The 22990-nt window shown below is 47.3% G+C and carries 20 protein-coding genes; 4 read left to right on the forward strand and 16 right to left on the reverse strand.

What is annotated here, in order from left to right:
• Positions 1-16 precede the first annotated feature (16 nt).
• The 3 genes from AF333_RS24495 to AF333_RS24505 form a co-directional block, all read right to left on the reverse strand.
• Positions 17-1156: a DUF3866 family protein gene (locus AF333_RS24495; RefSeq protein WP_043068048.1), complete on the reverse strand. Its 1140-nt coding sequence runs from the start codon at positions 1154-1156 to the stop codon at positions 17-19.
• A 113-nt stretch (positions 1157-1269) separates the two neighbouring features.
• A complete protein-coding gene (locus AF333_RS24500) occupies positions 1270-2391 on the reverse strand; it encodes a M20/M25/M40 family metallo-hydrolase (RefSeq protein WP_043068049.1) in 1122 nt (373 codons plus the stop codon).
• Positions 2392-2503: 112 nt separating this feature from the next.
• Positions 2504-4048, reverse strand: a complete 1545-nt coding sequence (locus AF333_RS24505) for an acyl-CoA carboxylase subunit beta (RefSeq protein WP_407638695.1) — start codon at positions 4046-4048, stop codon at positions 2504-2506.
• Between the two features lie 40 nt (positions 4049-4088).
• On the opposite strand from AF333_RS24505, the gene AF333_RS37010 reads away from it, so the two are divergent.
• Entirely contained in the window at positions 4089-4214 is a 126-nt protein-coding gene (locus AF333_RS37010) for a hypothetical protein (RefSeq protein WP_268753641.1), read from the forward strand.
• 41 nt (positions 4215-4255) lie between these two features.
• Here AF333_RS37010 and mce read toward each other — a convergent pair whose 3' ends face one another.
• The 8 genes from mce to AF333_RS24545 form a co-directional block, all read right to left on the reverse strand.
• A complete protein-coding gene (mce, locus tag AF333_RS24510; RefSeq protein ID WP_043068051.1) occupies positions 4256-5116 on the reverse strand; it encodes a methylmalonyl-CoA epimerase in 861 nt (286 codons plus the stop codon).
• A 14-nt stretch (positions 5117-5130) separates the two neighbouring features.
• Positions 5131-6783 carry an acyl-CoA mutase large subunit family protein gene (locus AF333_RS24515; protein ID WP_043068052.1) on the reverse strand — a complete coding sequence of 551 codons (1653 nt, stop codon included), beginning with the start codon at positions 6781-6783 and terminating at the stop codon, positions 5131-5133.
• A gap of 264 nt (positions 6784-7047) precedes the next feature.
• The gene (locus AF333_RS24520; RefSeq protein ID WP_043068053.1) at positions 7048-8388 is read right to left on the reverse strand and encodes a dihydrolipoamide acetyltransferase family protein; all 1341 of its coding nucleotides are present in this window, start codon (positions 8386-8388) and stop codon (positions 7048-7050) included.
• A gap of 37 nt (positions 8389-8425) precedes the next feature.
• Positions 8426-9409: an alpha-ketoacid dehydrogenase subunit beta gene (locus tag AF333_RS24525; RefSeq protein ID WP_043068054.1), complete on the reverse strand. Its 984-nt coding sequence runs from the start codon at positions 9407-9409 to the stop codon at positions 8426-8428.
• A gap of 16 nt (positions 9410-9425) precedes the next feature.
• On the reverse strand, positions 9426-10418 hold the full coding sequence (locus AF333_RS24530) for a thiamine pyrophosphate-dependent dehydrogenase E1 component subunit alpha (RefSeq protein WP_043068055.1): 993 nt from the start codon (positions 10416-10418) through the stop codon (positions 9426-9428).
• A 68-nt stretch (positions 10419-10486) separates the two neighbouring features.
• Positions 10487-11908, reverse strand: coding sequence for a dihydrolipoyl dehydrogenase (lpdA, locus tag AF333_RS24535; RefSeq protein WP_043068056.1), 1422 nt, complete (start codon positions 11906-11908; stop codon positions 10487-10489).
• Between the two features lie 23 nt (positions 11909-11931).
• Positions 11932-13035 carry a branched-chain amino acid dehydrogenase gene (gene bcd / locus AF333_RS24540; protein ID WP_043068057.1) on the reverse strand — a complete coding sequence of 368 codons (1104 nt, stop codon included), beginning with the start codon at positions 13033-13035 and terminating at the stop codon, positions 11932-11934.
• A 290-nt stretch (positions 13036-13325) separates the two neighbouring features.
• Positions 13326-15392: a sigma-54 interaction domain-containing protein gene (locus tag AF333_RS24545; protein ID WP_043068058.1), complete on the reverse strand. Its 2067-nt coding sequence runs from the start codon at positions 15390-15392 to the stop codon at positions 13326-13328.
• Between the two features lie 183 nt (positions 15393-15575).
• Between AF333_RS24545 and AF333_RS24550 the strand changes: the two genes are divergently transcribed.
• A complete protein-coding gene (locus AF333_RS24550; RefSeq protein WP_043068287.1) occupies positions 15576-15824 on the forward strand; it encodes a DUF2627 domain-containing protein in 249 nt (82 codons plus the stop codon).
• Positions 15825-15934: 110 nt separating this feature from the next.
• Here AF333_RS24550 and AF333_RS24555 read toward each other — a convergent pair whose 3' ends face one another.
• The 5 genes from AF333_RS24555 to AF333_RS24575 form a co-directional block, all read right to left on the reverse strand.
• Positions 15935-16732, reverse strand: a complete 798-nt coding sequence (locus AF333_RS24555) for an MraY family glycosyltransferase (protein ID WP_043068059.1) — start codon at positions 16730-16732, stop codon at positions 15935-15937.
• Positions 16729-17409 (reverse strand): glycosyltransferase family 2 protein, encoded by a 681-nt coding sequence (locus AF333_RS24560; protein ID WP_043068060.1) that lies wholly within the window; start codon positions 17407-17409, stop codon positions 16729-16731. Before AF333_RS24560 ends, AF333_RS24555 begins: the two co-directional genes overlap by 4 nt.
• Positions 17406-18488, reverse strand: a complete 1083-nt coding sequence (steA, locus tag AF333_RS24565) for a putative cytokinetic ring protein SteA (protein WP_052520549.1) — start codon at positions 18486-18488, stop codon at positions 17406-17408. The genes AF333_RS24560 and steA overlap by 4 nt, the downstream gene beginning before the upstream one ends.
• Positions 18489-18648: 160 nt before the next feature.
• Positions 18649-19029 carry a rhodanese-like domain-containing protein gene (locus AF333_RS24570; protein WP_043068061.1) on the reverse strand — a complete coding sequence of 127 codons (381 nt, stop codon included), beginning with the start codon at positions 19027-19029 and terminating at the stop codon, positions 18649-18651.
• Between the two features lie 134 nt (positions 19030-19163).
• Positions 19164-21137: a methyl-accepting chemotaxis protein gene (locus AF333_RS24575; protein ID WP_043068062.1), complete on the reverse strand. Its 1974-nt coding sequence runs from the start codon at positions 21135-21137 to the stop codon at positions 19164-19166.
• 186 nt (positions 21138-21323) lie between these two features.
• On the opposite strand from AF333_RS24575, the gene AF333_RS24580 reads away from it, so the two are divergent.
• Entirely contained in the window at positions 21324-22343 is a 1020-nt protein-coding gene (locus AF333_RS24580) for a PAS domain-containing sensor histidine kinase (protein ID WP_255322183.1), read from the forward strand.
• Positions 22330-22989 (forward strand): response regulator, encoded by a 660-nt coding sequence (locus AF333_RS24585; protein ID WP_052812337.1) that lies wholly within the window; start codon positions 22330-22332, stop codon positions 22987-22989. The genes AF333_RS24580 and AF333_RS24585 overlap by 14 nt, the downstream gene beginning before the upstream one ends.
• The last annotated feature ends 1 nt before the right edge of the window (position 22990 follow it).

Here is a 22990-nt window from a genome sequence, read left to right on the forward strand (position 1 = left end):
TTCTATTGAAGCATATTCAGGTGAACAAATCCATTTTTTGCATCGTGTCCTGCTTCTCGTATTTTATCCAGGCCAAACGAGCTGCATAATATGCATGAGCAAAAAAAATCAAATCCATTTGAGCTGTACGCCCCATGGTCGTTACAGAAATCGGGAATTGCGCCTCCACTTCCTTCCATTCTTCTATATCCAATGGTTCATGAAAGACAAGTGTATGCTGTTTAGATTGCTCTCCTAGCTGTGTTATCAGTTCAGGATGATGTTCAAGATTAAGCACAAGTGGAGTTTCGCGGGCAAACTGTAACACCGTAATAGTATGATGGCTTATACCTGCATGGCGTTTGCGCAAATCGGCCAGACTTACCCGTGGAATCAGTATAGGCAACCCTCCAAGTTTATGAGCGGCTTCAAGAATGGTCACCTGTTCCATGCCACTGAACCCGAGAGGGGTACCGGTTCCGATGATACCTGGTCCAGGCATCACAACAATAATATCTGCCTTCCACACAAAGCGTGCTGCAAGCAGTGCCGTATACAGATTAATACACTCCGTTTGCCCACCGAATGAATGTCCATACGTAATCGTTCCGGTCAGAAATCCGAGCGAGCACAAATCTCGAACATGCTCACTTAATGCCATTGGCAAAGCTCCGCCCTCGCTCATAATGTAACAAATCCGTGGAGGTCTTCCCCCCATTCGCTTCTGTAAATGACGGATGGAAAGAACAAATGCTGGTAGCAGGCTGTGCAATTCTCCTACAATAACCGGTGTCTGATCTAATGTTTTCCCGTCTGTATCGCGAAATATTTCATGGTAAGCACTCTCTTCCTCTTCTACCGTCTGCACAGCGTGCTGAAACGGCGTATAGCGCAGCTTCATAATATGACCATATCGGCTGGCCGCATCCGCGTCTACAAGTGGCTGCCCATCCACGCCTATTCTAGCGGAGACAAAGTGTTTACCACCGCTGCCAAGCTCCAGATCGACCGCAGTCGTATTAAGGACAACTCGCTCTCCTGCCTGGATACGACCGATTAATTGCGGGTAATTCAAAGCCTGCGCTGTCTCTTCATCCATCATCTGCACTTCCAGCTCTTGAACCGTTTCTTCCTCACGAATGATGCGCATCACTGTCCCGAATGACCATACAATCATTTTGTTCCCTCCCCTTCTACAGCAAACATATGCAGAATGTCCGAAGGAAAGGACAAAAAAGATGAAGCCTATTTCAAAGCTCCATCTGTTGTAAATATAGTCTATCTCGTATATTATATTTTTCTATCCTGTTCGCAAAGGGCTACTACCAATTCAGCGGCTTTTACCAGTTCTTCAACCGGGATTTTTTCGCTGGTCGTATGAATGTCTTCGTAACCGATCGCAAGATTGGCTGTTGGGATACCATGACCGGATAAGATATTCGCGTCGCTTCCGCCTCCGCTTGCTAGCAGACGAGGATGACGCCCGACCGCTTTGACACCTTCCATCGCTTTGCGAACGACCAGATCCTCTTCTGAGAATTTGAACCCCGGGTATGCCAGGATAACATCCACGTCGGCCTCTGCTCCGTACTCCCCGGCGACTTCTTCGAACGCTTGCTTCATCTTCTCCGTCTGCGCATTCAGTTTCTCTTCCACAAGACTGCGTGCTTCCGCATGAATTCGTACCTGATCACACACGATATTTGTCGGACCGCTTCCTTCAAAGCTGCCGATGTTCGCGGTCGTCTCCTCATCGATACGACCGAGTGACATACGTGAGATCGCCTTGCTGGCAACCTGAATGGCGCTAATACCCGCTTCCGGATTCACACCGGCATGGGCAGAGCGGCCCCGGATGGTCGCCGTAACTTTCGCCTGGAACGGCGCAGCAATAATAACGTCGCCTACCTTACCGTTACTATCAAGCGCAAATCCGTACTTAGCCTGGAGCAATGCAGGATCGAATACTTTTGCACCCTGCAGGCCTGATTCTTCACCGACTGTAATCAAAAACTGAACGGTGCCGTGTGACTTATGCTGCTCCTTGAGCACACGTATTGCTTCAAACATGGCGGCGATACCCGCTTTGTCATCGCTTCCAAGAATCGTCGTGCCATCCGAAACAATGTAGCCGTTTTTGATACTGGGTTTAATCCCTGCACCAGGAACAACAGTATCCATATGACATGTAAAATAAATCGTCGGACAATCATCCACTGTTCCCCTAAGTGTTGCAACGAGGTTACCCGCTTGATGTTCCGTCTTCTCCGCTGCATCATCTTCTACAACTTCCAACCCCAGAGCGGAAAATTTCTCTTTTAATACATCGCAGATCACTCGTTCATTTTTTGTTTCGCTATCCACCTGCACAAGTTCCATGAATTCACGAACAATACGTTCTTCCTGTACCATATCCAAACACCCCCGCTTTATGTATTGAAACGCGTACATTCACACTACGAGTTTCATTATACACAAAGAAACGGGGGTGCCGCTACTTTCCTAGAGCAGTCATAAACAGCTATTACAAAGGAATATTGCCATGTTTCTTGGCTGGTCGCGTCTCCTGCTTGGTACGCAGCATATCTAGCGCTTCGCGCAGCTTTTTCCTTGTCTCACGCGGATCAATGACATCGTCTACCATTCCACGGCTTGCTGCCACATACGGATTGGCGAAACGCTCACGGTACTCATCGATTTTGGCCTGTCTTGTCTCTGCGGGATTTTCACTGTTTTCAATCTCACGCGCAAAGATAATATTGGCTGCACCCTCCGCACCCATGACCGCAATCTCTGCGTTTGGCCATGCATAAACAATATCGGCACCAATCGCTTTCGAGTTCAGAGCTACATACGCACCGCCAAATGCTTTACGTAGAATAACCGTAATCTTCGGTACAGTCGCTTCAGAATAGGCATACAGAATCTTAGCACCATGGCGGATAATCCCGCCATGTTCCTGATTGATGCCCGGGAAAAAACCGGATACGTCTTCGAATGTGATAAGCGGAATGTTAAATGCATCGCAGCAGCGAACAAAACGAGATAGCTTGTCCGATGAATTGATATCTAAGCCACCAGCCATGAATTTTGGCTGATTCGCAATAATACCGATGCTATGACCGTCAATACGACCGAAGCCGACGACAATGTTCTTCGCGAAGTCCGGCTGCACTTCCATGAAATCGCCGCCGTCAACAATTTTATGAATGACTTTACGAACATCATATACTTTTGTCGCTGCCGTAGGCACGATTTCTGCCAGTTCGTCGTCCCAACCATCATCTTTATGCTCAAGTGCGATAACCGGCGGATTTTCCTTGTTGTTTTGCGGCAGGAAGCTCAGCAGACGACGTACCTGCTCCAACATTTCCGGTTCGCTCGGAGCCGTGAAATGCGCATTTCCACTGATGGAAGCATGAACCTTCGCCCCTCCCAGGTTCTCTGACGTAATCTTCTCTCCCGTCACGGCTTCGATGACTTTAGGTCCTGTAATAAACATCTGGCTTGTCTTCTCTACCATACAGACAAAGTCTGTAATCGCCGGAGAGTATACTGCTCCGCCGGCACACGGTCCCATGATAACGGAAATTTGAGGAATGACGCCGGAATAAATAGAATTTCGATAGAAAATATGGCCGTATCCGTCGAGCGACTCGACCCCTTCCTGAATGCGGGCGCCACCAGAGTCATTCAGACCGATAACCGGTGCACCGTTCTTTGCCGCAAGATCCATAATTCTGGAAATTTTCAGGGCATGCATTTCACCCAGAGCCCCTCCGAACACAGTGAAATCCTGTGAGAAAATAAATACGAGACGGCCGTTTACCTTACCATAGCCGGTAACCACACCTTCGCCTGGGCCCTCCATTTTGTCCATGCCAAAGCTAGTCGCGCGATGTTCAATAAACGGATTCAGCTCTACGAATGTGTCTTCGTCTAAAAACAAATCAATGCGTTCCCGCGCAGTCAACTTACCTCGATTATGCTGTGCATCAATACGCTTATCTCCACCGCCGAGCTCTACTTTACGGCGTCGTTCATACATTTCATCGATTTTCTCATACATGGTGCTCATGTCTTTTGTATAATCCTCCTATCCATCGCATATGGAAAACAAGGCAGAAGATTCCCGCCTTGTCGTCTCTCCATTCTATTTTAGAGGATGTTCAAAAAGTCTGGGAAACAAATCTGCGAATTTCTATGTTGCGTTGCCCGGTTCTATCGCTCCTTGAGCGTCACGGCTCTGTTTGTCCTCCTTTTTGAACAAGCTCTTTTACTGTTTGTCTGTATGGCCGGAAAGCTCCGGTACATCGGCTTTTTGACACAGTTCAAGCAGCACGCCGTGCGTTGATTTTGGATGCAGGAAAGCAACCATATTCTGATGTGCGCCCAGCTTTGGTTCTTCACTAATCAATCGCACACCGGCCTCTTTCAGCTTATTCAGGCGCTCCTTCTGATCGTCAACCTTGAGCGCTATATGATGGATTCCTTCACCCTTCTTGGCGATAAATTTTGCAATCGCACTGTCTTCACTTGTCGGCTCTAGGAGTTCAATGTGAGTTTCGCCAATTTCAAGGAACGCAACACGTACCTGCTCGCTTTCCACCGTCTCGAATCCGAGCAGTTTCAAACCAAGCATTTGCGTATAAAACTTGACCGATTCATCTAAATTTTTTACTGCGATCCCGATATGCTCGATTTTCTCAGGTGAATTCATAATTGGCTCGGTCGTTCCTTGCTTCTCAGATACTTTATGACGGATAAAATCAGCCGTATCTTTCGTTTTCGTTCCAGGAGTAAACACCTTCACAACGCCTTGCTCTTCCAGGAACGGGATATCTTCATCTGGAATGACTCCACCGCCAATAACAATAATATCGTCCGCTCCCTGCTCTTTCAACAGACGAATCACCTCAGGGAACAATTCATTATGAGCACCGGACAGGCAGGACAGGCCAATCACATTCACGTCTTCTTGAATGGCGCTGGCTACGATTTGCGCTGGTGTCTGGCGTAAGCCGGTATATACTACTTCCATTCCTTCATCACGTAACGCCTGCGCAATGACGAGGGCGCCGCGATCGTGTCCGTCAAGTCCAGGTTTTGCTACAAGTACGCGTATTTTTCTCTCCATCTCTCTTATCCTCCTTACACCGGACGGTATTCGCCGAATTCTTCGCGCAGGACGCCGCAGATTTCTCCAATGGTAGCATAGACACGAACCGCATCCAAAATAAGCGGCATGAGATTATCCCGACCCTTGGCTCCATTGCGAAGCGCTTTCAATGTTTCGTTCACTTTGTCGTTATCGCGGCGTTCTCGAAGCTGCTCAAGCTTGGCGCGTTGCACCTTGCCCAGGCTCGGATCGACACGAAGCAACTCGGGCTGCTTCTCGCCTTCGATGCGGAAACGGTTTACACCAACAACTACTTCTTCACCGGTTTCGACTTTTTTCTGAAACTCGTATGCCTTCTCATGAATTTCACGCTGCATATATCCCTGTTCTACAGCGGATACCGCACCGCCCATATCTTCAATTTTTTTCAGGTAATCCAGCACCTGCTGCTCGATTTGATCGGTAAGGCTTTCTACGTAATAAGAACCGGCTAGCGGATCGACTGTATCGGTTACGCCTGTCTCATACGCGATAATCTGTTGTGTGCGCAGCGCGATACGGGCCGATTCTTCTGTCGGCAATGCCAATGCTTCATCCCGTGAGTTTGTGTGTAAGCTTTGCGTTCCACCTAATACAGCTGCTAGCGCCTGAATGGTTACACGTACAATGTTGTTATCTGGCTGTTGTGCAGTCAGCGTAGATCCGCCCGTCTGCGTGTGTACACGGAACTGCCAGGACTTCGGATTTTGTGCACCGTATTTCTCTTTCATTAAACGGGACCAGATGCGGCGAGCCGCTCGGAATTTAGCGATTTCTTCGAAGAAATTGTTGTGTCCATTGAAGAAAAAGGACAGCTGTGGAGCGAAGCCATCTACATCAAGCCCTGCCTCAAGCGCAGCTTCTACATATGCGATAGCGTCCGCTAGTGTGAATGCAACTTCCTGCACGGCGGTCGATCCAGCTTCGCGGATATGGTAACCGCTGATGCTAATCGTATTCCATTTCGGAACATTCTCCGAACAGTAAGCGAAAATATCGGTAATTAGGCGCATGGACGGCTTCGGGGGGAAAATATACGTGCCGCGCGCAATATATTCTTTCAAAATATCATTCTGAATCGTACCGGACAGCTTCTCGGAAGGTACGCCCTGCTTCTCGCCGACGGCGATATACATCGCCAGCAGCACGGATGCCGGTGCGTTAATCGTCATCGATGTACTTACCTTATCGAGCGGGATTCCATCCAGCAAAATTTCCATGTCTTCAAGCGAATCAATCGCTACACCTACTTTGCCCACCTCTCCAGTAGACATCGGGTCATCAGAATCGTAACCGATTTGCGTAGGCAGATCGAAGGCGCAACTCAGGCCGGTCTGTCCCTGCTCAAGCAGGTATTTAAACCGCTTGTTCGTCTCCTCTGCGGAGCCGAATCCTGCATATTGACGCATGGTCCAAAAGCGTCCCCTGTACATCGTCGGCTGTACGCCGCGCGTATACGGATACTCGCCGGGAAGTCCGGTGTTTTCCATATACTCCTCTGTCAATTCTTCCGGAAAATACACCCGCTCGACCTCAATGCCTGAAGAGGTTTCGAACTTTTCTTTGCGCTCCGGTACTTTGGCAAGACGTTTCTCTACTTTTTCTTCCCACGCTTGAAGCGCTTTCTTTGTTTTATTTTTGCTCATGGTTTTCCCTCCTTACAGAACACTCCGTATGGTCTTTTTTATCTGTTTTTGTTTTGAAACAAAGAAATAGTTCCAATCTTTTTACATATTCTTTTTTTTCTTATAGAATTCCTGCTTGTTTCGACAAAATTTTGCATACTAAAAAAGGGCGACAAAGAGGAAGAGGATATACAGACTTCATTCGTCAGGCACCTCTTCCTCTCTTCTCCCCTCTGTTATCTCCGAGTTATCGCTTCAAATCCCAAGCCATTCAACAGATGTACATTAATAAATGGTTGTATGTGAACCATATGCTTCCAGCTTCTGTTTCACGCTTTGCAGGAAACGTCCGCACACCAGGCCATCAAGCACACGATGATCAAGCGACAGGCACAGGTTCGCCATATCACGAATCGCAATCATATCATCAATGACAACTGGACGTTTCACGATGGATTCCATACTTACAATGGCCGCCTGCGGCTGATTAATAATTGGTGCGGACAATACGGAGCCGAATGACCCTGTATTATTAACGGTGAACGTGCCGCCTGACATATCATCCATCGACAGTTTGCCCTGGCGCGTCTTTGCTGCCAGCTCATCCACCGCATGAGCTAATCCGTAGATGCTCTTCTGATCGGCATCTTTAATGACCGGAACAAACAAGGCATCATCGGTCGCTACCGCAATAGAGATGTTAATGTTCTTACGCATAACAATCTTGTCGCCAGCCCAGACCGAATTCATAATCGGGAATTCCTTAATTGATTCTACGACCGCCTTAATGAAGAAAGGCATGAATGTCAGATTGAAGCCTTCCTTCGCTTTAAATTCAGCTTTCAGGCTATTGCGCAGCTTCACGAGGTTGGTCATATCGACTTCTACCATCGTCCAGGCATGCGGCGCATCATGCTTACTCTGCACCATGCGACTTGCAATCGTCTTGCGAATAGCAGTGACCGGAATTTCCGTATCCCCCGGATATGCATTGATTTCCGGCGTACTAACAGCGGGACGCACACTTGGCGTAGGGACCGATTCCATATTGACCACATTGGTGGAAGCTTCGGCCTGGTTGATTGGCTCCGGCCGTTCAGCTGGTCGTGCTGTCATGCCGCCATTCTCGATGAAAGCCAGAACATCCTTGCGGGTAATCCGGCCCTCTCTGCCTGTGCCTTCTATTTGGGTTACATCTATATTATTCTCCTGTGCCAGGCGCATTACTGCTGGAGAATAACGCTTCCCAGCTGCTTTCGCCGTCGAATTCACTACGTTATCCTTCGATGCCAAAGCGACGTTTGTTTTAGGAGATTCAGCCGCTGGCGTCTCGGACGCGGTCTCTTTCATATCGGCCGGTTGCGCTGTTGTAGCCTTTGCGCCCCCCACCCGCGTCTCAATGTAGCAGATTAATTCACCTACAGCCAGTGTATCGCCTTCTCTGGCTACTAGCTCCGTCACCGTTCCTTCAACAGTTGACGGTACTTCTGCATTCACTTTATCTGTTGTTACTTCACATAACGGTTCGTATTTCTTCACTGTATCGCCCGGCTTTATCAGCCATTTAGCAATGGTTCCCTCCGTAACGGATTCGCCTAGCTGGGGCATAAGCACCTGGGTTTCCATAACGCGTGTTGCCTCCTTTTCCGCTTATCTCTAATCGTTAAAATTCGGCCAGCTCACGCATTGCGGCCGTTACCTTATCCGGGTTCAGCATAAAGAATTTCTCCAGCGTTGGGCTGTATGGCATAGCTGGTACATCCGGTCCTGCCAAACGGCGAATCGGCGCGTCAAGATCAAACAGGCACTCTTCAGCGATTATAGCTGCCACTTCGCCTCCGACACCGCCTTCCTTATTATCCTCATGGATAATAAGGACTTTTCCGGTTTTGCGGGCAGCTTCGACAATGCTTTCCTTGTCAAGCGGATACAGAGTGCGCAGATCGAGCACATGCGCGCTGATGCCCTCCTCAGCCAGCTTCTCAGCCGCTTGCAGCGCAAAATGAAGAGTAAGTCCATAGCTTATGACCGTAATATCTTCGCCTTCACGTTTTACTTCGGCTTTTCCGATCGGAACTGTATAATCCGTTTCAGGCACTTCACCCTTAATCAACCGATAGCAGCGTTTATGCTCAAAGAAGAGCACTGGATCGTCATCACGAATGGCCGCTTTCAGCATTCCTTTTACGTCATACGGAGTAGACGGTGCTACTACTTTAAGACCTGGCGTACTATTAAACATCGCTTCCACGCTCTGCGAATGATAGAGTGCCCCATGCACACCTCCGCCGTATGGAGCACGGATAACAAGCGGGCAGTGCCAATCGTTATTGGAACGGTACCGCATCTTCGCCGCTTCGCTTACGATTTGGTTAACTGCAGGCATAATAAAGTCGGCGAACTGCATTTCCGCTACAGGACGCATACCATAAGCAGCCGCGCCAATCGCAACGCCAGCAATCGCTGATTCTGCGAGAGGGGTATCGATAACACGCTCCTCTCCGAACTCTTCATATAGCCCGTTCGTAGCGCGGAATACGCCGCCTCGTACGCCCACGTCTTCCCCCATTACAAATACGCGTTTATCGCGCTGCATTTCTTCTCGCAGCGCCTGGGTTACCGCATCAATATATGAAATGATAGCCACTTTATTCTCCCCCCTCTTATTCCCCATATACGTGCGTAAGTGCAGATTCCGGTTCCGGATACGGCGCATTTTCCGCGTATTCGGTCGCTTCATCCACTTCTCTTGCTGCTTGCTCGTTCAGTTCGTCTTCCTTCTCCTTTGTCAGGAGACCTGCTTCGCACAGGTAAGCAGCAAATCGCAGGATCGGATCTTTCTTTTTCGCCTCATCAACCTCTTCACGCGAACGATAGGCACGATCATCATCATCACTCGAATGAGGTACAAGACGGTATGTGACCGCTTCGATTAATGTCGGTCCCTCTCCGTTACGTCCTCGTTCTACTGCTTCTTTGGTAACCTTGTATACTTCAATCGGATCGTTGCCGTCGATCGACACGCCCGGAAATCCATATCCCTGCGCACGATCCGCTACACTCTCGCAGCCCAGCTGCTTCGTAATCGGCACAGAGATAGCATATTTATTATTTTCGCAGAAGAAAATAACAGGAAGTTTATGCACACCAGCAAAATTGGCTCCTTCATGAAAATCACCTTGATTGCTGGAGCCTTCGCCGAATGAGGTAAATACGACCGGATTCTTCCCGTCCATCCTTCCGGCAAGGGCAAGGCCCACAGCATGCGGCACCTGTGTCGTTACCGGACTCGATCCGGTCAGAATATTATGTTTGCGGCTGCCAAAATGCCCGGGCATTTGACGACCTCCGCTGTTCGGATCTTCTGCTTTGGCAAACGCCGACAACATCATATCTTTCGCATTCATACCGAATGCGAGCACGACGCCCATATCCCGGTAGTACGGGCACGCATAATCCGTTTCGCGATTAAATGCGAATGCCGCTCCCACCTGTGCCGCTTCCTGTCCTTGGCAGGAGATAACAAACGGAATTTTGCCCGCACGATTCAATAGCCACATCCGCTCGTCGATTTTGCGGGCTAAAAGCATATAATAATACATGTCTAGAACCTGTTCATCGGTTAACCCTGCCGCTTGATGACGATGCTCTGCCATAAAAGGCTCGCCTCCTTAAATTTTAATGGATATAAAACGGGAAGCCCCGCTTTGATTTTTTATTTTTATTATGAATGAATCGCTTTGCCGTCTACAGCCAGCGCCGCTTCACCCATAATCTCTGATAGCGTCGGGTGCGGGTGGATCGTATGTGCGATTTCCCATGGGGTAGCATCCAGCACACGCGCCAGCGCTCCTTCAGCAATCAAATCGGTAACATGCGGTCCGATCATATGCACACCCAGCACATCATCGGTTTTCTCATCTACGACTATCTTAACAAATCCGTCATACTCACCGTAAACGAGCGCTTTACCAATGGCGCGGAAATTAAATTTCCCTGTTTTGACGCTATATCCTTGCGCTTTTGCTTCCACTTCAGTCAAACCGACATTAGCTACTTCAGGACGGCTGTATGTGCATTTCGGAACCATTGTATAATCGATGGGATGCGGATGCTGACCAGCCATATGTTCTACTGCGATAATGCCTTCATGCGAAGCGACATGGGCCAATTGCAGACCTCCGATTACATCCCCAATGGCATAAATGTGTGCTTCTTTAGTTTGGAACCTCTCATTAACTTTAATAGAACCATTTTCGACATCTGCTTCTACATTGTTAAGTCCGATATCTTCGATGTTGGCCTGACGGCCGACAGATACAAGAATTTTCTCGGCTCTGTATTCGACCTCTTTACCATTCTGCTCCGCTTTAATGATGGCCGAACCGTCACCATGCTCAAGTGTTTCAGGCAGGATTTTTGCTCCGGTATGTACTTTGATTTTTCGTTTCTTGAGCAGGCGCGCCATTTCTTTACTGATTTCTTCATCTTCAAGCGGTAGAATGCGGTCCGCATACTCGACAATCTCAACGTCCACACCCAAATCGTTAAATAAGGACGCCCATTCGATGCCGATAACACCGCCCCCGATAATTAGCACCGATTTCGGCAATTGTGTAAGTTCCAACGCTTCATCACTCGTAATCACTGTTTCCTTGTCTATGGTCAGACCTGGCAATGTGCGCGGACGGGAGCCGGTCGCAATCAATACGAATTTCGGTACCAGGATTTCTGATTCACCATTCTTATACTCAACAGTAATAGCACCTGCCTGAGGTGAAAAAATGGAAGGTCCCATAATACGCCCAGTTCCTTCATATACGTCAATTTTTCCCTGCTTCATCAAATGCTGCACACCTTTATGCAATTGGCTGACGATTTCCTGCTTACGCTCTTGCATTCGTAAGAAATTGATACCAACATCCCCGGCTTCTACGCCGTAGTGAGCCCCATTCTTTAACGTATGGTATACTTCTGCACTGCGCAGTAACGCCTTACTCGGAATGCATCCCCGATGCAGGCACGTTCCACCCAGTTTATCCTTCTCGACCACTGCCACTTTCATGCCCAGCTGGGAAGCGCGGATGGCGGCTACATAGCCGCCCGTCCCCCCGCCAAGCACCACTACATCGTACTCGTTTGACATAGGGCACCTCCGGTGATTCGTTATTATTTGTGATGAATACGAGACAATTCATGCTTACCGTTTTGCAGGAACGCGCTGCGCGAACGCTGCATACTGGCGATGCGCTCTTCGCACATCCGGTCTGCGGCCTTGTACGTTGGAATATGATCCCGTTTTGAAATCTCAATGACTTTCTGAATATTGTCATAGATGGTTTCAACCTTCTTCATCGCACGGTCGCGATTGTAGCTTTGCAACTCATCGGCCACATTAATAAGACCTCCGGCATTAATAATGTAGTCCGGCGCGTAAACAATCCCCATCTCTTGAATAATATCACCATGCCGTTCTTCGCGCAGCTGATTGTTTGCGGCACCGGCAATTACTTTGGCCTTAATCTGCGGAATGGTGCTATCGTTAATAATAGCTCCAAGCGCACAAGGAGAAAAAATGTCACAGTTCTGACCATAGATATCATCCGGATCAACCGCCTGCGCGCCGAATTCATCCACCGCACGTTTTACGTTGTCTTTATTGATATCTGTCACGATAAGCGTGGCTCCCTCTTCATGCAGATGGCGGCATAAATTGTATGCAACGTTGCCCACACCTTGTACCGCAATCGTCTTGCCGCTCAGGTCATCATTGCCGAATGCCGCTTTCGCCGCTGCTTTCATACCGCGGTATACTCCGTATGCCGTTACCGGGGACGGATTTCCACTACTGCCAAACGCTGGAGAAACACCTGTTACATAGTCTGTTTCCATATGAATAGTATCCATATCAGCTACAGTTGTTCCTACGTCTTCCGCTGTAATATAACGGCCGTTCAAGCCTTGAATATAACGGCCGAATGCACGAAACATCTCTTCGCTTTTGTCTTTGCGCGGGTCACCGATTATTACCGCTTTACCACCGCCCAGATTCAACCCGGCACCAGCTGCCTTGTAGGTCATGCCACGGGCTAAGCGAAGCGCATCTTCGATAGCATCTTCTTCAGAGTCATACGTCCACATCCGCGTTCCGCCTAACGCAGGCCCCAGTGTAGTATCATGTATGGCAATAATAGCTTTCAAACCGGAATTTTGATCCTGGCAAAACACCAGCTGTTCATAATCATATCTTTCCATGTATTCAAATATTTTCATATTAATTCGTGCCTCCTATAAGAAATATCATTTAAGAAAAACCCGAGGGCATTGCCACTCGTCTTTTTCTACAACGAAGCCAAACATATCAAACCTTTATTGTATAGTATGATTTATTATCATCCATCATCTATCATATCTATTGCAACAACTATGCCAAATCCAGATTTGTAAACGCTTCCTAAAAATATCTCTACACATTTGAATTTTTATTGAAAAGTATAAAAAAGAAGCCGTATTAACCATGAAATAAATTTCATGGTGCGCAAGATTTTGCATGCATATTATTGCTACAACCCATACTTTTCAATTTTATAATACAGATTGCGGATGGAAACACCCAGTTGTTTGGCGGTTGCCGTCTTATTTCCGCTATGACTTCTCAGCGATTCTCTAATAATGTTGGCCTCCACCTCTTCCAGCCGCTCATTCAATGTCCGGCTATCTTCCCTGTGCTTCCCGTCTTTGATTTTTTCTGCTTTTCCCGCATTTTTTTCCTCACCATCGGTTGCAGCTAACTCTGGCAAATGATATGGCTGCACAGTTGTTTCCTGAAACTTCATATTGATTAGCGAACGGCTGATGACATTTTCTAGCTCACGCACATTCCCCGGCCATGAATAATTCACGAGCCGTTGCAGCATCTCAGGTGCTACATTCTGCACATTCCGTCCGTACTCCTGATTATATTTATGAATTAAATAATCCACGAGCTCCTCGATGTCCTGGGTCCTATAACGCAACGGTGGAATGACAATCGGAAGTACATTAATCCGATAATACAAATCTTCCCGAAACGTTCCAAGCTGCATCGCACGTTCCAAATTGACATGTGTAGCTGCAATAACACGTACATCGACGGCAACGGCTTTTGTACTGCCAATGCGAACGATTTCTTTCTCCTGAAGTACTCGCAATAGCTTTGCCTGCGTACTCATGGATAACTCACCGATTTCATCAAGAAAAATCGTGCCCCCGCTCGCCTCTTCAAATAAGCCTTTCTTTCCTCCCCGCTTCGCCCCAGTAAAAGCGCCTTCCTCGTAGCCAAACAGTTCACTCTCAAGCAATGTTTCAGGTATGGCGGCACAATTTACACGTACGAACTGATTATACTTTCGAGTACTTTCATTATGAATCGCATGTGCAAATAACTCCTTACCTGTTCCCGATTCCCCCCGTAAAAGAACAGTGGCTGGAGTTCGAGCAGCCTTTCGTCCTTGTTCGATTGCGTGTAATATGCCTTCACTTTTGCCCACTATATCATCAAACGTATAGCTTGCTTCCAGCTTACGTACCAAACGTTTCACCCGTTCTAACTCTTCGGTTAACTTTTTAATTTCAGATACGTCATGAAGCACCCCAACGCTTCCCTTCAACACACCATCAACAATAACAGGGGCTACATTAACGACAACATCCCGTTTTTTCGGGCCAACTTTAAGCGGAACTCCTCGTACTGACTGACCGGTTCTGAGCACTTGCATATGCATGCTCTCCCCTTCCGAAATATCCACATTAGCCGGCTTTCCAATAATGTCTGCTTCCGTTAGTCCAGTCATGCGGGTATAAGCAGGATTAATCATGAGGCCATTTCCCTGCATATCAACGACAGAAATCGCATCATTGGATGATTGAATAATAGCTGCGAGCAGGCTTTGCATATCTTTGAGCGTCGTTATTTCGTTCGTTAACGTCTCGACTTCGGTTACATCGCGAAACACTGCGACTGCTCCGATAATCTCTCCGTTCTGTTCGAGAATTGGCACCCGATTAGTAACAATGCGACGGGTTTCATCAAGTGATTGCTCTTGATTCAGTTCCGATTCACCCGAGCGAAGCACAAGATGGAGGCGTGAATTCGGGATTACTTCTTCTGCTTTTTTCCCTAGTGCTCTCTCCTTGTTTATACCCAAAATTCGCTCAGCGGCACGATTATACAAAGAAATGACCCCGTTTATGTCAACTGCGATCATCGCATCGTGTGTGGAATTAAGTACTGTATCGATTTGTCGTTGCTTGCCATGCAATACTCGTACAAGCTGGGTACGTTCCTCGATAAGACGCATGATTACCGAGGCCACATTTCCCGGAATGATAACCGTATCTTCAGGCTTTATCTCCTGCAGCTTTCTATACATCGCATCATTGCCGGTTACTTCAAGCACTACATCCACACCACGCGCAAAAAAAGATTGTATAGAAGCGTCCACCGCAATTCCGATTTCTTTTGCAAGCATAATACCAGGCGCCTCTTCATTAATATCAACCACACCAATTACATCTACGCTATCCATCTGATGCAACACGCGCAAAAGCGCCGTACCTCCGTGTCCGGCTCCCATAATCACAACCTTCATGCGTCTCCTCCCTCACCATGAAAAAAATTGCAGACTCTTATTATTTAACCAAAGCCTAGCCGCTCCGGCAATAGTAGACAAAAGAAATAGAAAGGGATAAGATGAGGACAAGAGAATTCATTTAACGTATTGACATGTCGATTCATCAAGTTAGATATATAGTTAAGGTAGGTAAAGACTATGCTGTTACGATTCGTCGCCGTTTTTATCATTTACGTCATTCCAGGTGCCGTCGCGGCATATGGCTTTAAGACGATGCGAGATACGCTATACTTGTACTTTGATCCGGCCATCAACCAGTTTTTGCTCGGGAAATTCCTGCTCGGTTTTGTGCTGTTCGCGCTCGGTGTCGCATTCATCGGAGGCTTTATCCTACATCGGGACCGCAAAAAAAATCTCGTACAGCCACGTTTCAGAAAAGAAGAACAATGATAAAAACATGCTAACGGAACCGTACCAGCCATTTTCGCCTGCAACGGTTCTTTTTATTGGCTTCTTTGCGGAAAAAGGACGAGCGGCAATGCCTGCGAGTTTTTCTTATCCTACTGCCTTCCCCAGCGGTCAATCCGGCGCAGGAGAGCGTTCTGTTCAATGACGGCTGTTAACGAAACACGTTCCGCATACAGATGCAGGACGATAAGCCATGCAACAACCAGCCACTTTACGATTGGAGATAACGAGTACACGCAGAGCGCCCCACCAAGAAAGCCAAGCAAGTTCGCTCCCGTATCCCCAAGCATGGCCCGTGCGGAAAAATCTGATGGTGCAGCAACGATCGTACAAATAAGAAGATATAAAAAAAGTGACATTTCCGCATCAGACACAGAACCTATCCCTATGCAGAGCAATAGAAGGAACCAGACGCCTTTCAATGCACGTCCGGGACGCACATCCAACAAATTAATAAAATTCGCGCCTAATGCAAGGAGTAACATATCCACAATGAACGATGGGACTGTATCAAACGTCAAAAATGCTACGCCTGCAGCACAGCTTCCGATTATCCAAACCTTTAGCATGCCTGTCGTTATCCGACCCTCTCGCCACAACACGCCAAAGTGACCACGCAGTCCTTTCATTCTCGATTGTCCAATTCGATCATCTAGCCATCCAGCTAGCGAAACGATAATAGCCGGGCCGACAAGCCAAACAGAAGCAGGTTCGCAAAAAGCAAACCACACTAATGCTATCCAGAACACCAGCCCATAGCCCAACGGAATAGCATCACCCTGGTAATTCGGCGCCACCCATCCCATTCGGACGAATAAAAAGCCAAGGCTCTTCATCCCTGCAAGACTGATGACCCATCCCCCTGCCAACATGATAAGCAACTCGCTCATCTTTCTATCTCCCGTCTCTTCGCCATCACCTTTTGAATCGCCAAATACTGTCGTCCCCGATGCCAGAAGCCTCTCAGACTTTTACCGTGTTCACGATGACGAATTGCAAGCGGCACTTCATGTATCGGGAGACCCGCCTGAAGCACATCCACTGTCATGGCAGCTTCAATACCGAATCCTACATCCCATTCTTCCACCGCTTCGACCGCTCTACGCGTCAGCGCACGCTGGCCGGATAAAGGCGCCTGTACGGTTATACCGGTTATCTGCCGAATTTTCCGCCTAGCCAAACGTTTAGCCAACCCGAAACCACCCTGTTCTGCGGCAGGTGGACATGCAATAGCCATATCGCATCTGCCAGACCTCACTACATTTAAAAGACATTCCGTGTATCTTGCCGTCATTCCTACATCCGCGTCCACAAACAGAAAATAGTCGACATCCACCGCTTCAATTCCTCGCCTCAATGCCCTGCCCTTTCCTGCGTTCTTGTACAGACGGACGACATCATCAGCCCATGCTTCTGCAAGCATGCCCGTGTTATCTTCACTTCCGTCGTCCACTACGATTAGCCGACAATCAAGAAAAGAGGGATGCTCACGCAGCGTCCGCAATGTTTCCGATATATATAAAGCTTCATTATAGGCCGGAACAATAATTGCAGTCCTTTCTTTCATCGTTTCATCTGCATTAGCATTTTTAGATGACGGAACAAAGGTAGCCTCACAGATGTAAACGGCGAGTACAAATGATGAATACCTCTAGCATCAACCAATTTGCTACCTACTTTCATTCGTACCAGCAGCGTACTGGCCATTCCCTGGCGATTCTTCTCTAAAAAATCTTCCATTGATGTATGAGTGCCTATTCCGACGATGAGCGAAACTCCGTTATCATACGCGTATAATAACGCCATATCTTCACTCGTACCTGGCGCTCGCAAGAGATGGTAAGGAACTCCTAACGACTTGACCCGTTCTTCTCCTGGAGCACGTCCATCCGTATATGCATGCACGATAATATCCTTTGTCTCCCGCAACGCCCGGTCGCTTACGCTATCCATATCTCCCATAATGATATCCGGCCGCCATCCTTGCGCAAGCAATGCATCGCCGCCACCATCTACTCCAATAAGTACGGGTCGATATACCGTAATATAGTTTCTAAGCGCTTGTAAATCTTCTTCATAATGCCGACCGCGTGAAACAACTACAGCATGCCGACCAGGAATTTTCGTATGAAGCGGTAAGCTCGCAAGCGGACAAAACAAATACTCCTTCTCGCGCAACGCATAATGCAGGGTATTATCAATAAAACGCGCTAGCCTCTCGGATGTATTTTTTTCCGCCTTTTGATAGGTTACCTGCCACTCCTCATGTGTTACCGGCAGTAGTCGAGTAAGCATCATCTTATCTCGTTTTCGGAATAAATAGTGACCGTCGATTACTACTTCTTCACCATTCGAGATTTCTCCCGGTAAGCGAGACTGTGCGGGACAATCATACAGCGGTATCCCTGTATCAAGCAGAAGCCTCGCTCCTTGCGCTTCATATTCTCCTGTAAAGGATACCGCGCAATTCACTACCGCTTTTACTTTTTTTTCAATAAGTTCACGGGCTGCCAATTCATCAATATCGGTATGCTCAATGACCGCAATGTCTCCAGGACGTAGCGATGCCGCCATATGTTTTGTGATACGGCCGTATCGAACCGGACCGCAGACAGTGTGACTGTTCCTTCCCAGACGCATGAACATAGTCCGCTCAACTCCTTCCTTACCTAGTATGGAAGGAAGCCGGTTTTTCCATACAGGAGTCTGCCCTTTAAAGGAACATGTTCTATCCTCCCCATTTTTTGCAAAAATAAAGAGAAGGCTACGCCCTATGGCGTTCTCCCTTCTCTCGTAATAGTACATCTTATTTTCTTATAATCTTTCCTTTCCAGCGCTTCATGCCGCCGGATACGTTATAAAGATTTTGGAAGCCTTCTTTCTTCAAAATACGTGCAGCCTGAGAACTGCGGAAACCACTCTCGCAAACAAGGTACGTCTCCTTGTCTTTCGGAATACCGTTTACCGCTGATTTTACCTGGCCAAGTGGAATATTGCGTGCTCCTTGAATATGTCCGTTCCGGTATTCCTTCGGCTCGCGCACATCAATAATTTGCTTGCCCTTCGCCTGCTTCATCGCCTCCTGCAGTTCATCAGCAGATATTTTCTTTACACCGCGCGGAGGCAATATGCGGTAAAGAATAAATACAATTAAAAACCCCAGCAATGCTACAGATAACCAATCCATGTTCTTCTCTCTCTCCTTTTTAAATATACCGTTAATGGTATGGTACTACAGCTTATCCGGGCTTGCAACTGGCAGTAAAAGACCCTGCAAGGCGTATATCTTCACTCATGGAGTGATATTTTTACACCTTCGCTTTACCGATGGATGCGGAATCGATTAACAACCTCCTGGAGCTGAATGGACAGCTCTTTAAGTCGGTGACTGTCATTTAGAATTTCCTGGGCGGAGGCAGCCTGCTGCTGGCTAGAAGCGCCGACCTGCTCCGTGCTCGCTGAAGCTTCTTCGGTTATGGCTGCAATGCTTTCCATCGATTCAGCGACAACCGCTGTATTATGCTCCACTTGCTTTATCTCCCGAGCAATCGCTTCAGTTAGCTCCGTTACCTCACCAATCATATCTGCCATCTCAGAGAAATACGCACCTGTTTTTTCAACCATAGAACGTCCTTCTTGCACAGTAGACACGCCGTCTGCAATCGATTGCGATGCTCGATTCGCTTCCTGTTGCGTATCAGAGATAAGCGTTTGAATCTGAGCGGTAGCTTGATTGGTCTGCTCGGCCAGCTTACGCACCTCACCGGCTACTACCGCGAATCCCTTGCCATGCTCACCCGCCCGGGCCGCTTCAATGCTGGCATTCAACGCAAGGAGGTTCGTCTGCTCCGCAATGCTGGAAATCAAAGTAACGATCCCACCAATTTCGTTTGACTTATCCTCTAGTCCCTGCATCATTCCGGCTGATTGATGAATGCACTCATCTACATCCTGCATCCGGCTCACAGCTTGTCTGGAAACTTCCAGACCTTCCTTAGAAAGCTTGGACATTTTCGTAAACGCGCCAACCATACGGGATGCCTGATCAGAGATATTGTCAATCGTATGCTTCATCGCCCCCATTTCTCCGGTTACTTCACTAACCGAGTCAGCGATGTTAGTCGAACCAGTAGCCAGGTCCTGAATGGTAAGCGCCACTTCTTCTGCAGCTCGTTTTGTCTCCTCACTAGAGATGGTCATATTCTGCGAAGAATGTTCCAGATGGGTAGAAGTCGTCTTCATTGTTTCAATAATGTCACTCATATTTTCAATCATTTTATCGAAGTTCTGACTTAATTTCCCCACCTCATCTTCGCCATGAACATTGGCACGCACCGTCAGATTCCCCTGAGCCAGTTCAGCTGTCACCTCGCTCAAGCGACGAATCGGACGCACAAAGCGGGAAGCGAACAATATGAGTATAATACATGTAAAAATAAGAACTCCAGCTGCGGTAGCTATAGAAATTTTGGCGAGATAGGACAGTTGTTCCGTCGCCTCGCTTGCTGGCGCAGTGATGATAAGCGACCAGCTTGTCCGAGGGATAAATGCATAATAGCTTAACTTATCTTCATTTTCGTACGTATAGCGTAAAGAACCGGTCTGTCCGGTCTGTGATTTTTTAATGATGGAGATTAAGTCTTGATTTGAGTCTTTCAGCACATTTTCTTTAAGTATTTTATCTTTTTCTGGATGTGCAATAACCATGCCATCCTTCTGAACCATGAAAGCATATCCTGTCCTGCCAAGCTTTACATCTGACAGAACGCTTGTCAGATAATCCGTCGTAATGGCTCCAGCCAGAACTCCTTTCCGCTCACCGTCCTCTGTCTCTAGCGGCATGGCTAATACGACGATTTTTTTACCGGTTGTCTTTGCTACAATTACATCAGAAATAGCGGGAAGTCCACTCATAGCGCGTTTGAAATACGGACGATCAGCAATATTGACCTTGTCTCCGCTTGTCGTAACCATATTTCCTTTCTCGTCGCTTACGAAGAAGTAATCAAATTCCTGATTAATTTCCAACTCTTTCTTTAGAAAGGGAATGGCTGACTCCGGCGTTCCATTCTTTACATCATCGGATTGAGATATTGTGCTAAGCACACTTTCCCGCACTGAAATCCACGTGCTAATCTGCTTCTTCAAATTGACAAGTTGCAGATTGGCTTTCTCATTGAAATTTTGTTCGAGAAACTCCGTTGCTTTAGAATGATTAATCCATGCGATAGTGGATAACGATACAACCAAAATGGGTAAAACCACTCCTAACAGCTTGCTTCTCAATGATTTCAAGACACTCTCCTCCCCCTCTTGTCGAATTTTGTCTTTATTACTATATAACCTTTTTCCTAATTCTAGCAATATACAAACAAAAAAAATAAGAATATTTCAGTGCTCATTTCATAATTCATTCATTTTTTGTGATACAGTAGATTTAGATAAAATAGGAAAGGGGTAATAACCATACTTGAACACGCGTTGTTTCAAGCATTATCGGATGGGGTCCTTATCATGGATCGCAACCGTATTATCCAGGAAATCAATCCGGCTGCCACTCGAATGACCGGCTGGAAAACAGGGCAGAAAGTGCCATATTGTCTATTCTGTCAGCATCGAGAAGTGGTGCATGGCGAAGAGCGTTGCCTACTAATGGGGAAAAATGCACCTTCCTACTTTGAATCGGAGATGCCAACCTTGCATGGTGAGAATATACCTGTCTCGTTTAGCACCACTTACCTTCCCACAGAAGACGAAACAATTGAGCACACAGTTCTTATGCTGCGTGATATTTCCCAGAAAAAACAGGAAGAAGAAATGCGCATGGCCAAGTTGCTCGCCCGTCAGACCATTGAAGCACAGGAAGCTGAGCGTAAACGACTCGCACAGGAGTTGCATGACGGAATCGGACAGTCCTTGTACAGCATCTCGATGGCACTCGGCCTTTTACGGCAAACCGTACCGGAGTCCGATGCACAATTATTCACCATAGCATCTTCCACCCTTGCTGATACGATGAAAGAAGTGAAGCAATTATCGGTGGCGCTTCGTCCACCGGCGCTTGACATTCTGGGCCTTAAGGCTGCACTTGTATCTCTTATCCGCCAAGTAGAGCAGCATTTCTCATTGAAAATAACGATATGCTATAATCTTCCCTCAAGTTTGCGCATCCCCTCTTCTATAGAACTACACATTTATCGCATTGTGCAGGAAGCGCTCTCGAATGCAGCCAAACACGCGAAAAGTCCAGTAGTTTTTATATCTTTATGTTCTTTGTCCGATCATTCTGGATTCCACATCATCATTCGTGATAAAGGGAAGGGATTTGATCCGATTCATGTTCATCGACACAGTACCGGACTCGGATTAAAACATCTTGCAGAACGGACAGAACTGCTTGAAGGGAGCATGCACATCGACAGTGCGCCGGGATGTGGTACCGTTCTCCGTTTTGTCATACCATTCGCAAGCATGGAGGAAACTGGCAGTGAAAAAAATTAGCATCGTACTCATTGAAGATCATGTAATTGTTCGATCTGGGCTTACTATGTTTCTGAACAATCAGCCGGATATAATTGTTGTAGGAGAAGCTGCCGATGGAAAGGAAGGACTACTACGGCTACACGCCGTTCGCCCTGATGTAGTTATCACCGACTTATCTATGCCTAAAGGAATGGACGGCTTTACAACCTTACAAGAAATCCGCCTTTCTTTTCCAGATGTGCCCGTTCTTGTCCTAACAATGTATGATGATGAGATTTACTTAAAGGAAGTGTTGCGGCTTGGCGCTCACGGCTTTGTGTTGAAACAAACGGACCCCTATCAACTGCTAGCTGCAATTCGTACGCTTGTGGAAGGGAAGAAATATTATGATACTACTTTTACAGAGGGGACAATTCTTCGCTTCCTGAACGAAATCAAAAAAGAAGAAACGAAAGCCTTGTTAACCGCACGCGAGGAAGAAGTACTGCGTCTTACAGCTAGAGGATATACGAATAAAGAGATTTCAGACAAGCTATTCATCAGTGTAAAAACAGTGGAAAACCACAAAACAAGTCTGATGAAAAAGCTACATATAACAACACGTGCTGAATTGGTACAATACGCCATTGAAAAAGGGCTTTTGCATGTGCAAAAGCCCCTGTAAC

Origin of the sequence: Aneurinibacillus migulanus (genome assembly GCF_001274715.1) — a bacterium.
GTDB lineage: Bacteria > Bacillota > Bacilli > Aneurinibacillales > Aneurinibacillaceae > Aneurinibacillus > Aneurinibacillus migulanus.

What these genes read in the sequence shown, in the direction of transcription:
- AF333_RS24495 (WP_043068048.1), bottom strand. Translation starts at nt 1,156, where the DNA reads ATGATTGTATGGTCATTCGGGACAGTGATGCGCATCATTCGTGAGGAA.
- AF333_RS24500 (WP_043068049.1), bottom strand. Translation starts at nt 2,391, where the DNA reads ATGGTACAGGAAGAACGTATTGTTCGTGAATTCATGGAACTTGTGCAG.
- AF333_RS24505 (WP_407638695.1), bottom strand. Translation starts at nt 4,048, where the DNA reads ATGTATGAGAAAATCGATGAAATGTATGAACGACGCCGTAAAGTAGAG.
- AF333_RS37010 (WP_268753641.1), top strand. Translation starts at nt 4,089, where the DNA reads ATGGAAAACAAGGCAGAAGATTCCCGCCTTGTCGTCTCTCCATTCTAT.
- mce (WP_043068051.1), bottom strand. Translation starts at nt 5,116, where the DNA reads ATGGAGAGAAAAATACGCGTACTTGTAGCAAAACCTGGACTTGACGGA.
- AF333_RS24515 (WP_043068052.1), bottom strand. Translation starts at nt 6,783, where the DNA reads ATGAGCAAAAATAAAACAAAGAAAGCGCTTCAAGCGTGGGAAGAAAAA.
- AF333_RS24520 (WP_043068053.1), bottom strand. Translation starts at nt 8,388, where the DNA reads ATGGAAACCCAGGTGCTTATGCCCCAGCTAGGCGAATCCGTTACGGAG.
- AF333_RS24530 (WP_043068055.1), bottom strand. Translation starts at nt 10,418, where the DNA reads ATGGCAGAGCATCGTCATCAAGCGGCAGGGTTAACCGATGAACAGGTT.
- lpdA (WP_043068056.1), bottom strand. Translation starts at nt 11,908, where the DNA reads ATGTCAAACGAGTACGATGTAGTGGTGCTTGGCGGGGGGACGGGCGGC.
- bcd (WP_043068057.1), bottom strand. Translation starts at nt 13,035, where the DNA reads ATGAAAATATTTGAATACATGGAAAGATATGATTATGAACAGCTGGTG.
- AF333_RS24545 (WP_043068058.1), bottom strand. Translation starts at nt 15,392, where the DNA reads ATGAAGGTTGTGATTATGGGAGCCGGACACGGAGGTACGGCGCTTTTG.
- AF333_RS24555 (WP_043068059.1), bottom strand. Translation starts at nt 16,732, where the DNA reads ATGAGCGAGTTGCTTATCATGTTGGCAGGGGGATGGGTCATCAGTCTT.
- AF333_RS24560 (WP_043068060.1), bottom strand. Translation starts at nt 17,409, where the DNA reads ATGAAAGAAAGGACTGCAATTATTGTTCCGGCCTATAATGAAGCTTTA.
- steA (WP_052520549.1), bottom strand. Translation starts at nt 18,488, where the DNA reads ATGTTCATGCGTCTGGGAAGGAACAGTCACACTGTCTGCGGTCCGGTT.
- AF333_RS24570 (WP_043068061.1), bottom strand. Translation starts at nt 19,029, where the DNA reads ATGGATTGGTTATCTGTAGCATTGCTGGGGTTTTTAATTGTATTTATT.